The following is a 13,274-nucleotide window of genomic DNA, read 5'->3' as shown; positions in this document are numbered from 1 at the left end:
GTATACTACTTTCCCGTCCTGGTTATTCCATCGTCTTTTAAACCTAACTTCTCAGGTTCAGCATGACAACGAACTATATTTTTGTTACCGGCGGGGTTGTTTCCTCTCTGGGTAAAGGCATTGCCGCAGCCTCCCTTGCCGCTATTCTCGAAGCCCGCGGGCTCAATGTATCCATGATGAAACTGGATCCGTACATCAACGTCGATCCGGGTACTATGAGTCCAATCCAGCATGGGGAAGTGTTCGTTACTGAAGACGGCGCTGAGACCGATCTGGACCTGGGCCACTACGAACGCTTCATCCGTACCAAGATGACCCGTCGTAACAACTTCACCACCGGGCGTATCTACTCCGATGTTCTGCGCAAAGAACGTCGTGGTGATTACCTTGGGGCGACAGTTCAGGTTATCCCACATATCACCAACGCTATCAAAGAGCGCATCATTGAAGGTGGCGAAGGCCACGATGTTGTTCTGGTTGAAATCGGCGGTACCGTTGGCGATATCGAATCTTTACCATTCCTGGAAGCCATTCGCCAGATGGCAGCCGAAGTCGGTCGTGAACGTACTCTGTACATGCACCTGACTCTGGTTCCATACCTGGGTGCTTCTGGTGAAGTGAAAACCAAACCGACACAGCATTCTGTGAAAGAGCTGCTGTCTATTGGGATCCAGCCAGATATCCTGATTTGCCGTTCAGACCGTGCGGTTCCGGCTAACGAACGTGCGAAAATTGCTTTGTTCTGTAACGTCCCGGAAAAAGCTGTTATTTCTCTGAAAGACGTCGATTCTATCTATAAAATTCCGGGCCTGTTGAAATCACAGGGGCTGGACGATTATATTTGTAAACGATTCAGCTTAACCTGCCCGGAAGCCAACCTCTCCGAGTGGGAACAAGTTTTATACGAAGAAGCAAACCCGGCAGGCGAAGTGACCATCGGTATGGTGGGCAAATACATCGAGCTGCCAGATGCATATAAATCGGTGATTGAAGCACTGAAACACGGTGGTCTGAAAAACCGTTTAACCGTGAACATCAAGCTTATCGATTCACAGGATATAGAAACGCGTGGCACCGAGCTGCTTAAAGGCCTCGATGCCATTCTTATCCCCGGCGGCTTTGGCTACCGTGGTGTGGAAGGCAAAATCGCCACCGCGCGTTATGCCCGTGAGAACAAAATCCCTTACCTGGGTATCTGCCTGGGGATGCAGGTCGCGCTGATTGAGTTTGCACGCGATGTGGTAGGGATGAAGGATGCTAACTCAACTGAGTTTGTGCCAGACTGTAAGTACCCGGTGGTTGCACTGATTACTGAATGGCGTGACGAAGACGGTAACGTTGAAGTCCGTACTGAGAAAAGTGATCTTGGTGGTACGATGCGTTTAGGTGGCCAGCAATGCCAACTGAGCGACGACAGCCTGGTGCGTAAAATGTATGGCGCGCCGGTGATTGTTGAACGTCATCGTCATCGCTATGAAGTCAACAACATGTTGTTGAAACAAATTGAAGCCGCAGGGCTGCGTATTGCGGGTCGTTCCGGTGATGACCAACTGGTTGAAATTATTGAAGTGGCTGACCATCCGTGGTTTGTAGCCTGCCAGTTCCACCCGGAATTCACTTCCACGCCGCGCGATGGGCATCCACTGTTTGCAGGCTTTGTGAAAGCCGCCGGTGAATACCAGAAACGGCAAGAGAAGTGATATTAGTACGGCAACGCGGCGGGGTCGGTAAGTGCCTGCCACGCTGGTAACGTAGCCCGCGAATGGTGGTTGTACCAGGTTGCCTGGAAACGTTAGCGGGCTAAAACAGTTGTAATGGGCTACACTGGCGCGTTGTTGTCTGGAGTTTTAGTTTAACTTGTACTGAGGAAAACCTAATGTCCAAAATCGTTAAAGTCATCGGTCGTGAAATCATCGACTCTCGTGGTAACCCGACTGTTGAAGCCGAAGTTCACCTGGAAGGCGGTTTCGTAGGTATGGCTGCAGCCCCGTCAGGTGCTTCCACTGGTTCCCGCGAAGCGCTGGAACTGCGCGATGGCGACAAATCCCGTTTCATGGGTAAAGGCGTAACCAAAGCTGTTGCTGCGGTAAACGGCCCGATTGCTCAGGCTGTTCTGGGTAAAGACGCTAAAGATCAAGCTGCTATCGACCAGATCATGATCGATCTGGATGGTACTGAAAACAAATCTAACTTCGGTGCTAACGCAATCCTGGCTGTGTCTCTGGCTAACGCCAAAGCTGCCGCTGCTGCTAAAGGCATGCCGCTGTACGAACACATCTCTGAACTGAACGGCACTCCGGGTAAATACTCCATGCCGCTGCCAATGATGAACATCATCAACGGTGGTGAACACGCTGATAACAACGTGGACATCCAGGAATTCATGATTCAGCCTGTTGGCGCTAAAACTGTTAAAGAAGCGATCCGTATCGGTTCTGAAGTTTTCCACAACCTGGCTAAAGTTCTGAAATCTAAAGGCATGAGCACTGCTGTTGGTGACGAAGGTGGCTATGCGCCTAACCTGGGTTCTAACGCAGAAGCACTGGCTGTTATCGCTGAAGCTGTTAAAGCTGCTGGCTATGAGCTGGGCAAAGACGTTACTCTGGCTATGGACTGTGCTGCTTCTGAATTCTACAAAGACGGCAAATATGTTCTGGCTGGCGAAGGTAACAAAGCGTTCACTTCTGAAGAATTCACTCACTTCCTGGAAGACCTGACCAAACAGTACCCGATCGTATCTATCGAAGACGGTCTGGACGAATCTGACTGGGACGGTTTTGCATACCAGACTAAAGCTCTGGGCAACAAAATCCAGCTGGTTGGTGACGATCTGTTCGTAACCAACACCAAAATCCTGAAAGAAGGTATCGAAAAAGGTATCGCTAACTCCATCCTGATCAAATTCAACCAGATCGGTTCTCTGACCGAAACTCTGGCTGCTATCAAGATGGCGAAAGATGCTGGCTACACTGCCGTTATCTCTCACCGTTCAGGCGAAACTGAAGATGCAACCATCGCTGACCTGGCGGTAGGTACTGCAGCAGGCCAGATCAAAACTGGTTCTATGAGCCGTTCTGACCGTGTTGCTAAATACAACCAGCTGATTCGTATCGAAGAAGCACTGGGTGACCGCGCACCGTTCAACGGTCTGAAAGAAGTGAAAGGCCAGGCTTAATCGTCTGCTCTCTTACTGAAAAAACCCGCTTCGGCGGGTTTTTTTGTACCTGATGTTTTCGGTTCTGTGGCACGGTTTCATTACCGACATGATCTGCCCGCCAGGATCTGCGATAATAACGGTTTATTCCTTTACCGAGTTGACTATGCAGTACCCGATTAATGAGATTTTCCAGACCTTGCAGGGCGAGGGTTACTTTACTGGCGTGCCAGCCATTTTTATTCGCTTACAGGGTTGCCCGGTGGGTTGCGCCTGGTGTGATACTAAACACACCTGGGATAAGCTCGCGGAACGGGAAGTCTCGCTGTTTTCGGTCATGGCGAAAACTAAAGAGAGTGATAAGTGGGCTGCGTCAACACCAGAAGAGTTGCTTGCTGTTGCCAACCGCCAGGGTTACACCGCGCGCCATGTGGTGATTACCGGTGGTGAGCCTTGTATTCACGATTTAACGCCACTTACTCAGTTGCTCGAACAACACGGTTACCAGTGCCAGATTGAAACCAGTGGTACGCATGAGGTGCTGGCAACGGCAAACACCTGGGTTACCGTTTCACCCAAAGTGAATATGCGCGGTGGTTATGATGTGCTGGGGCAGGCACTGGTGCGGGCCGATGAAATCAAACACCCGGTAGGCCGGGTGCGAGATATCGAAGCACTGGATGCCCTGCTTGCAACGCTTTCTGATGAGAAACCGCGTATTATCGCGCTCCAGCCCATCAGCCAGAAAGAAGACGCCACTCGTTTATGTATTGAAACCTGTATTGAGCGTAACTGGCGGTTATCCATGCAGACGCACAAATACCTGAACATAGCCTGAGGCGGGGCGTGTGCCCCACTTTTGGGGCACGCGAGAGGGAATCAGGCTTCGCCGCGGTAAACACAACCTGCGGTGCAAGTCTCTTTCACCATTACTGCGCTCAACAAGGGTAACTGAGGCTTGAGTTGATCCCATACCCACTTCGCCAGCACTTCACTGGTGGGGTTTTCAAGCCCGGGGATATCGTTGAGATAATGGTGATCAAGGCGCTCCCAGGTCGGCTTAAATACGGCTTTGAGTTCGGCAAAATCAATAATCCAGCCGGTGTAAGGGTCAACTTCGCCGGTCACTTCCAGGCGCACCATAAAGGAATGCCCGTGCAGGCGGCCGCATTTGTGGCCTTCCGGAACATGGGGAAGGCGGTGCGCCGCTTCAAATGTAAAATCTTTAAATAAGCTGGTAGCCATAGGTAGTCCTGGTAAAGCAAAAAAACCGCCGCATAGTACATTAAATGGCTGTTTTACGCACTAACAATACTTGTCTTTACACCTGCTTTGTATGCCTGCGATTTCCAGGTGCTGGCGCGCCTTGTCAGTAAATTATTTCCCCCCGAACACCTGCTCCCAGGTTTTGCCTGGTATGCCAGAGCGCTTTATCTTATTTTAATAAATAAAATCAATGCATTAATCTACCGGTTTTACCGTTATTCATTACCTTAAAAAGTGATTAGTCAATTTGGTTATTTATTATTTCTATCACTTATTTAATTGTTATTATGCCCGCCGTTACCCTTATCGACATTGTCTTTATCAATAATGTCATTAATCCGCCCCGGCTCTGCGCGGGTGCATACCTTCGGCAGCTTCACGCTGTGGCACCACGCGGAAAATAAGGCGACGGCTTTGAGCCAGTCAGCCTGAGTGATTTGGGGTTATTGACTGTTTATTTAAAACAGCCTCATTGTGCTACTGGAACATAACGACGCATGACAAAACAGGTCCCACCGACAGCGATGCTTCCGCTTAGTCCGGAGCAACTGGCCCGCCTGCAGGCGGCAACGACTGATTTCACCCCAACTCAGCTGGCCTGGTTATCTGGCTACTTCTGGGGCCAGGTTAACCAGACTGGCGCAGCGGGCGCTGTGGCAGCCGCACCGGCGGCGGCAGAAGCGCCTTCTGTGACGGTGCTCAGCGCTTCCCAAACCGGGAATGCCCGCCGTATTGCAGAGCAACTGCGTGACGACCTGCTGGCAGAAAATATTAATGTGAAACTGGTCAGTGCGGGCGACTACAAATTCAAACAAATCGCTCAGGAAAAACTCTTACTGGTTGTCACCTCCACTCAGGGTGAGGGCGAACCGCCGGAAGAAGCGGTTGCGCTGCATAAATACTTGTTCTCCAAAAAAGCGCCTAAATTGCCGGAAACGGCCTTTGCGGTGTTGGGCCTTGGCGATACCTCTTATGAATTCTTCTGCCAGTCCGGGAAAGATTTCGACAGCAAACTGGCCGAGTTGGGTGCAGAGCGCCTGCTTGCACGGGTTGATGCCGATGTTGAATACCAGCCTGCTGCAGAGGCCTGGCGTAAAGAAGTGGTCGCACTGCTGAAAGACCGTGTGCCTGCGTCGAGCGCAACCCCTACAGCTGTACTTGCCAGTGGTGCTGTCAATGAGGTTTACACCAGCCCTTACACTAAAGAAAACCCACTCAGTGCTGCGCTGTCGGTGAACCAAAAAATTACTGGCCGCAATTCAGATAAAGACGTGCGTCACCTGGAAATTGACCTTGGGGAATCTGGCCTGCGTTATCAACCCGGTGATGCACTGGGTGTGTGGTATCAGAATGATCCGGCACTGGTCAAAGAGTTGGTGGAGTTGCTGTGGCTTAAAGGCGATGAGCCGGTCACCGTGGGTGATAAAACCCTGCCTCTGGCCGAAGCTCTGCAGTGGCATTTTGAACTGACCGTCAATACCGCGGCAATTGTTGAGAAATATGCCACCTTAACCCGTAACGACGCTCTGCTGGATAAAGTGGGCGATAAAGCCAGCCTGCAGGCATATGCCGCCAGTACGCCTATTGTGGATATGGTGCGCTTTGCTCCGGCACAGCTCGACGCACAGGCACTGGCAGGCCTGTTGCGGCCACTGACGCCCCGTCTGTACTCCATCGCATCATCTCAGGCAGAAGTGGAAAACGAAGTACATATTACTGTCGGTGTTGTGCGTTACGGCATCGAAGGCCGCGCACGCACTGGCGGTGCATCTGGCTTCCTGGCGGACCGCCTTGAAGAAGACGGTGAAGTGCGGGTGTTTATCGAACATAACGACAATTTCCGTCTGCCAGAAGACAGCCAGGCGCCGGTCATTATGATTGGCCCGGGCACGGGGATTGCGCCTTTCCGCGCATTTATGCAGCAACGTGCTGCTGACGGGGCTGAAGGGAAAAACTGGTTGTTCTTTGGCAACCCGCATTTTACTGAAGATTTCCTGTACCAGGTTGAATGGCAGGCGCTGGTGAAAGAAGGCGTCCTGAATCAGGTAGACCTGGCCTGGTCACGCGACCAGGATCATAAAATTTACGTACAAGATAAACTGCGTGAACAGGGCGCAGAACTGTGGCGCTGGATTAACGAAGGCGCGCACATTTATGTCTGTGGCGATGCATCCCGTATGGCAAAGGATGTTGAACAGGCTTTACTGGACGTGATTGCCACTTATGGTGATATGGACACCGAAGCGGCAGACGAATATTTAAGTGAGCTGCGCCTGGCGCGCCGTTATCAGCGAGATGTCTACTAATGAGTGAAAAACATCCTGGACCCCTGGTGGTTGAAGGCAAACTGGCCGATGCAGAACGCCTGAAACTTGACAGCAACTTCCTGCGCGGAACTATTGCTGAAGATTTGAATGATGGCCTGACGGGCGGTTTCCATGGCGACAACTTCCTGCTGATTCGCTTTCACGGCATGTATCAGCAGGATGACCGCGATATCCGCGCTGAGCGTGCTGAACAGAAACTGGAACCACGCCATGCCATGATGCTGCGCTGCCGCCTGCCGGGTGGTGTGATGTCGCCGCAACAGTGGCTGGCAATTGAAGAGTTTGCTGGTGAAGAAACCCTGTATGGCAGTGTTCGCCTCACCAACCGCCAGACATTTCAGTTCCATGGCATCCTGAAAAAAGATCTGAAATCTGCCCACCAGTTATTACATAAAGTTGGCCTGGATTCCCTGGCGACGGCTAACGATGTTAACCGTAATGTGCTGTGTACTTCCAACCCGGTGGAATCGCGCCTGCATGAGCAGGCTTATGCATGGGCGAAGAAAATTTCAGAACACCTGCTGCCGCGCACCCGTGCTTATGCAGAGATCTGGCTGGATCAGGAAAAAGTTGCCACCACAGATGAAGAGCCGATTCTGGGTGCCACTTATCTGCCCCGTAAATTTAAAACCACTGTGGTTGTGCCGCCGCAAAACGATGTCGATCTTCACGCCAACGACATGAACTTTGTCGCCATTGCAGAAAACGGCGAGCTGGTTGGCTTTAACCTGCTGGTGGGTGGTGGCTTGTCTATCGACCACGGTAACAAGAAAACCTACGCGCGCACCGCAAGTGAATTTGGTTTTATTCCGCTGGAACACACTCTGGCGGTGGCTGAAGCCGTGGTTACCACGCAGCGTGACTGGGGTAACCGTACAGACCGTAAAAATGCGAAAACCAAGTACACCCTGGAACGTGTGGGTGTCGATGTATTTAAAGCCGAAGTTGAGCGCCGTGCCGGTATCACATTCGCCCCGATTCGCCCGTATGAATTTACTGGCCGTGGCGACCGTATTGGCTGGGTGAAAGGCATTGACGACAAATGGCACCTGACTCTGTTTATCGAAAATGGTCGCATCCTGGATTATCCTGGTCGCCCACTGAAAACAGGGCTGCGTGAAATTGCCCGTATTCATAAAGGTGACTTCCGCCTGACTGCCAACCAGAACCTGATTGTTGCAGGTGTGCCGGAAAGTGAAAAAGCAGCGATTGAGAAACTGGCGCGTGACCATGGCCTGATGAACAGTGTAACCCCTCAGCGTGAAAACGCGATGGCGTGCGTATCGTTCCCAACCTGCCCACTGGCAATGGCCGAAGCAGAACGCTTCCTGCCGGGCTTTGTGGACCAGGTGGATACCATCATGGCGAAACATGGCATGAGCGATGAGCATATCGTACTGCGTGTAACCGGGTGCCCGAATGGCTGTGGCCGCGCGCTGCTTGCCGAAGTGGGGTTAATTGGTAAAGCACCTGGCCGTTATAACCTGTACATTGGCGGTAACCGTAACGGCACACGTATTCCACGCATGTACCGCGAAAATATCACTGATGCAGAAATCGTCAGCATCATGGATACCCTGGTTGGCCAGTGGGCGGAACAGCGTGAATCTGATGAAGGGTTTGGTGACTTTGCGGTGCGCACCGGTATTGTGCGCCCGGTACTGGACCCGGCCCGGGATTTCTGGGAATAACCTGGAGGCAAATATGGCTACGTTTGACAGAGAAGCCTTGAATGCGCTGCCCAAAGCTGAGCGCGTAATGGAGCTGGCTGAAACTAATAATCAACTGGAAAAGCTGACCGCTGAGCAGCGCGTTACCTGGGCGCTGGAAAACCTGAGTGGTGAGTTTGTGCTCTCTTCCAGCTTTGGTATTCAGGCGGCGATGTGTCTGCATCTGGTCACGCAGCAATATCCGGATATCCCGGTTATCCTCACCGATACTGGCTATTTGTTCCCGGAAACCTACCAGTTTATTGATGAGCTGACCGACAAGCTCAAGCTTAACCTGAAAGTGTACCGGGCGGAACAAAGCCCGGCCTGGCAGGAAGCGCGTTACGGTAAATTGTGGGAGCAGGGTGTTGAAGGCATTGAGAAATACAATACTCTCAACAAAGTTGAACCCATGAACCGTGCGCTCAAAGAGCTGAATGCAGGTACCTGGTTTGCCGGGTTGCGCCGTGAGCAGTCTGGCAGCCGTGCCGCTTTGCCGGTGCTGGCTATCCAGCGTGAAGTGTTTAAGATCCTGCCGATAATCGACTGGGATAACCGCCAGGTTTACCAGTACCTTACTGCACATGGTCTGAAATATCACCCATTGTGGGACCAGGGTTACCTCTCTGTAGGTGATACCCATACCACCCGCAAATGGGAGCCGGGCATGGCAGAAGAAGAAACGCGTTTCTTCGGCCTGAAACGGGAATGTGGCCTGCACGAAGGTTAATCTCTGCAAACCGCACTGGGGAATTACCCCGGTGCGGTTTTCTCTCTGCTTCAACTTCAATACTCCGCCGACAGCCTGCCACTGCTTTCTTCCTGCGCTCACTTATTCTTCTGGGTTGTTGACTGTTTACTCTTTTGTGCCTCAGCTTTTAATTAGTCATACTAATAAGTGGATGGGTGTCACAAATTTGCAGTGAATCTGGTTTTATTATCGCAATTCATCGCATGCGCCGTTATAAATAGTATGACTAATTAAAAGGAGGGAATGATGTTTAACGATTTACATGGAAAACGGGTTCTGATTACTGGCAGCACTGCCGGTGTGGGTCTGGCGGCTGCTCAGGCGTTTGCCCGAAGCGGTGCGCAGGTAGGGATTAATGGCCGCCGCCCGCCAGAGGAAATGGCTGAGGTGGTTGCCGCGTTGCGGGAACTGGGTGGCGATGCCGCTTATTTTCAGGCGGATTTATGTGACTCTGCCGCCTGCGAAAAACTGGTTGCGGATTTTACGGCACATTTCGGTGGGCTGGATGTGTTAGTCAATAATGCAGGTGGTTTAGGGGGCCGCGCCGGTCTGGAAGCCATTGACGATGCATTCTATGACCATGTAATGGATCTTAATGCCCGCTCTGCATTGATGATGACCAAATACGCTCTGCCATTTTTGCGTGCCAGCGCCAAAGCCTGCGGTAAAACAGCGGCGGTTATCAGTACCGGCTCGATTGCCGGGCGCGAAGGCGGCGGTATCGGCGCAGGTATTTATGCAGCATCCAAGGCCTGGCTGCACGATATACACCGCAACTGGGTCAAAGAATTTACCAAAGACGGTATTCGCTTCAACATTGTATCTCCCGGTACTATTGATACGGCCTTCCATGAAGATAAGCCTCAGGAACTGCGGGATAAAATTGCCGGTTCTATCCCCATGGGGCGCTTTGGCCGCAGCGAGGAAGTCGCACCCAGTTTCCTGTTCCTGGCATCACATGCCTGCAGCGGGTATATCACCGGGCAGATCCTTGATGTGAATGGTGGGCAAATAGCGCCATAACGACAAAATGGCTTGCCGGGAAAGGCGCTGAGCACTTACCCGGCAACTGCCCATTTTGCCAGCCCCTGTGCTACACTGCGCCCCTTCCTGAATCAGGTATAAGAGTCAGATGCAATTTACCGCCATAAGCACGACACAACGCGGCCTTGACGGGCTGATCGCACGAGATATCGCCCGCCGGATACTGTCTGGCGAATTACCTCCCGGTACGATTTTACCCAGTGAAGTTGAGCTGGGCGAACAACTGGGTGTCAGCCGCACTGCGCTGCGGGAAGCGTTAAAACAACTCACTTCAAAGGGCCTGATTGAATCGCGCCCCAAAACCGGGACACGGGTACGTCCCAGAACCAGCTGGAATATCCTTGATGCACAACTACTGGACTGGATGTCGGGTATGGAAGGCACACTGGAAATGTACCACCAGTTCCTGGATTTCCGCCGGGTGATTGAACCCCATGCTACCAGGCTTGCTGCGGAAAATGCCACTACTGAACAGCGTATTGAGTTGTCCCGTGTTTATGATGAACTCTGCCAGCGTGCCCGTGATTTTACCCCGGAAGAGTGGGTGGAAGTGGACACGCGTTTTCACAGCCTGATTTTCCAGGCATCCGGTAACTGTTTTTATCTGCCGTTCGGAAACTTGCTGACTACGGTATTTAAATGGTTTATCAGCCATTCTTCCCGGGATGGTGGCATGTGCCTTGCTGAACATCACCAGATTTATAAAGCGATTATGATGGCAGATGGTGAAGCCGCGTATCAGGCTTCACTCGCGCTGATGAATGCGAAAAAGCACCGCCTGTAACGGGAGGTGAACCGGTGCCCGGGGGGTGCCGGAACCGGTTCACCCGGTTTTCAGCCTGCCAGCAGTTGGGCATCAAACCCGCCGGAACCCGGCCGGTTGTCTACCGTCACCAGGGCAGAACTGCCATCAGTAAAGGTTACCTGCAACTGGGTACGACAGGCGCTGTCTTCACAGATATCAACCCGGCAGACTTTCCCCCGGGCATCCACCGAATATTCGCTCGCTTCATCAAACTCACCGTGGTTTTCCAGCACTGTGGCGAACAGTGTATTGCTGGCATGGGTGCGCCAAATCCAGCACGGCTCTGAACGCAGGTTATTATCCGGGTCACTGGCACCCGTGCGGGCGATTATCAGCTCGCCACCCGCTGGCATGGCCGTGGTGGCGGTGTAGTAGGTGCCGCCATCCAGCCAGCTAACCTGGCTATGTTCCCCGGCAGGAATTACCCCTCTGGCGCAGTCCCACAAATGCTGGTAGCCGTGTTCGGTACCCAGAGGTGCCAGTTGCGGCTTGCTGTGCAGTGTAATGTTGCTGGCAATACGCTGCCCGTTCAGATGCAGGCAGTAATCATACTGGTGTGGTGTCGGGCTTTGCAGGCGAAACAGGTCTACCAGCACCGGGCGGGGGCAGGCGGGCAGGGTGAGTAGCAACACCGTGCGCTGTTGGGTTACATCTGGCCAGTAGTGCCGGGCAATGGCGCTCATGCCCGAACCGAGCGCATGGTTATCCTGGTAGAAGTGGGTCTCCCCGTGGTCGCCTGTTGCCAGTGCCTTCTTGCCCTGGTGCTGGCAGCCACCGTCAACCGTCACGGTATTGTGGGCCACAGTTTGTTTGCAATAGCTGCTGTTTTCCGGAATATACCGCCCGCCAAACTTAGGCTCGACATTCACCCAGCGCCCGAAACCATAATCCTGCAGCACTTCCTTGCCCTGGTTAAACAGGCTCAGGTGCAGGCCGTCAAAATGCCCGTGGTTCAGGGCACTGTGCATGCCGGGAATGTCGCCATGACCACCCCACCACAACATAGCCATGGTCTGGTCGCCTTGAGAGCACGCCTTGCGTAACACACCCACGCCGCCTTTATCCCCCTGTGGGCCATCCCGCCATATGCCGCCAGGCCAGGTGGGGTATGGCCCGGCTGGTTGTTCACGGTCCAGCAACAGGGCACCAGCACAAGGCCAGAGTTTACCCTGCCAGGCGGCAAGTGCCGCTAACCTGGCATCTGGCCCATAATGCTGGCGGCACAGGCTTACCGCTAACACTGCGCCTTCATCTTTCAGGTTCATGGTTTTGGATGCGTCATTGAGTGCGGGGAGCGTGCCATCCGGGAAGGCCAGGGCAAACAGGGCATAGCAGGCAGCTTTAATGCGCTCCCCGGCAAATTGCCAAATATTCAGTTCTGGCTGAAAACGGGAAATCGCCTGAGCAAACATCAGTAGTGGCCGTAGAGCAAAACGCTGGTAGTACAAACCTTCAACGTAAAAACCGTCGCAGGAAAAAAGCTGGCTGATTTGTGCCAGAAACCCGCCGCTCTGGCTGTCGCCCTTAAGGCCATAGAGCGCGGCATCCACCAGTGACTGATCATTCAGGGCATACCCACAGATCCCTACGGCAGCAACCGACCAAATGCCATGGTTATGAACAATATCAAATGTGGCCGCGTGGGTTTCCATGGCCTCGGTTGCCATCAGCCGTAACAAATTGTTTTCGATGTGTTCCCGGGTTGGTGCCGCAGTGCTTTCGCGCACACAAGACCAGGCATGTGCGGCATAGAGCAAAAACATATCTTCGTTCAGCGTTTGGTGAAACAGCCGCCCTGGGGGATTGGTATCTTTACTGGTGGCATTACCAAGGTGGGGATAAATATCGGCATAGCCCGACAGCACCGCAATGATTTTATCGCGCCACACCGGGTCCTGGGTGAATTGCCATAACCAGCCTGCCAGGTGCAGCATCTGGTAATGGGTTTTGTGCTGAAGATGCTCAGGGCCACCGCCTTCGCCATGGCCGGGGATAACCACGGGTGCCGCCAGCCAGGCCGCTGCCTGCGCCTGGTATTGGCGCAAAGTTTTCCCCAGCAGCGAGTCTTGTGCGAGCGCATCCCTGCATTTGGCTATGTCATGCGAATCAATAAATAATGCGCGTTCACAGGTCATAAAACGATTCCTTTTGTTTAATAGTATGACTATTAAAAAAGGCTTATGACCTGTTTGTCTATTTTAATTACCAGTCTTGTGCC

Annotated in this window: 10 protein-coding genes; 8 read left to right on the top strand and 2 right to left on the bottom strand. The window is 52.7% G+C overall.

What is annotated here, in order from left to right; genetic code table 11:
* Window positions 1-62 precede the first annotated feature (62 nt).
* The 3 genes from pyrG to queE all read left to right on the top strand — a co-directional run bounded on the left by pyrG (window position 63) and on the right by queE (window position 3,992).
* Window positions 63-1,700, top strand: coding sequence for a glutamine hydrolyzing CTP synthase (gene pyrG, locus DT73_RS00685; RefSeq protein WP_036102562.1), 1,638 nt, complete (start codon window positions 63-65; stop codon window positions 1,698-1,700).
* Window positions 1,701-1,876: 176 nt separating this feature from the next.
* On the top strand, window positions 1,877-3,175 hold the full coding sequence (gene eno, locus DT73_RS00680) for a phosphopyruvate hydratase (protein ID WP_036102559.1): 1,299 nt from the start codon (window positions 1,877-1,879) through the stop codon (window positions 3,173-3,175).
* 145 nt (window positions 3,176-3,320) lie between these two features.
* A complete protein-coding gene (gene queE, locus DT73_RS00675) occupies window positions 3,321-3,992 on the top strand; it encodes a 7-carboxy-7-deazaguanine synthase QueE (protein WP_036102883.1) in 672 nt (223 codons plus the stop codon).
* 41 nt (window positions 3,993-4,033) lie between these two features.
* On the opposite strand, the gene queD is transcribed toward queE, so the two are convergent.
* Window positions 4,034-4,399 (bottom strand): 6-carboxytetrahydropterin synthase QueD, encoded by a 366-nt coding sequence (gene queD / locus DT73_RS00670; protein ID WP_036102557.1) that lies wholly within the window; start codon window positions 4,397-4,399, stop codon window positions 4,034-4,036.
* 518 nt (window positions 4,400-4,917) lie between these two features.
* On the opposite strand from queD, the gene cysJ reads away from it, so the two are divergent.
* From cysJ to DT73_RS00645, 5 genes are all read left to right on the top strand, one after another.
* The gene (gene cysJ / locus DT73_RS00665; protein WP_036102554.1) at window positions 4,918-6,726 is read left to right on the top strand and encodes an NADPH-dependent assimilatory sulfite reductase flavoprotein subunit; all 1,809 of its coding nucleotides are present in this window, start codon (window positions 4,918-4,920) and stop codon (window positions 6,724-6,726) included.
* The gene (gene cysI, locus DT73_RS00660) at window positions 6,726-8,438 is read left to right on the top strand and encodes an assimilatory sulfite reductase (NADPH) hemoprotein subunit (protein ID WP_036102551.1); all 1,713 of its coding nucleotides are present in this window, start codon (window positions 6,726-6,728) and stop codon (window positions 8,436-8,438) included. The genes cysJ and cysI overlap by 1 nt, the downstream gene beginning before the upstream one ends.
* Before the next feature lie 13 nt (window positions 8,439-8,451).
* Window positions 8,452-9,186, top strand: coding sequence for a phosphoadenosine phosphosulfate reductase (cysH, locus tag DT73_RS00655; RefSeq protein WP_036102549.1), 735 nt, complete (start codon window positions 8,452-8,454; stop codon window positions 9,184-9,186).
* A 264-nt stretch (window positions 9,187-9,450) separates the two neighbouring features.
* Window positions 9,451-10,230 (top strand): SDR family NAD(P)-dependent oxidoreductase, encoded by a 780-nt coding sequence (locus tag DT73_RS00650; RefSeq protein WP_235234353.1) that lies wholly within the window; start codon window positions 9,451-9,453, stop codon window positions 10,228-10,230.
* Between the two features lie 109 nt (window positions 10,231-10,339).
* Window positions 10,340-11,035, top strand: coding sequence for a FadR/GntR family transcriptional regulator (locus DT73_RS00645; protein ID WP_036102544.1), 696 nt, complete (start codon window positions 10,340-10,342; stop codon window positions 11,033-11,035).
* Between the two features lie 50 nt (window positions 11,036-11,085).
* Here DT73_RS00645 and DT73_RS00640 read toward each other — a convergent pair whose 3' ends face one another.
* Window positions 11,086-13,191, bottom strand: a complete 2,106-nt coding sequence (locus DT73_RS00640; RefSeq protein WP_072006882.1) for a heparinase II/III family protein — start codon at window positions 13,189-13,191, stop codon at window positions 11,086-11,088.
* Window positions 13,192-13,274: the final 83 nt, after the last annotated feature.

Origin of the sequence: Mangrovibacter sp. MFB070, assembly GCF_000705335.1 — a bacterium.
In the GTDB taxonomy this organism is placed as follows: Bacteria; Pseudomonadota; Gammaproteobacteria; order Enterobacterales; family Enterobacteriaceae; genus Mangrovibacter; species Mangrovibacter plantisponsor.
The sequence above is the reverse complement of the archived record's forward strand: the minus strand, read 5'-3'. Positions and strand labels throughout refer to the sequence as shown.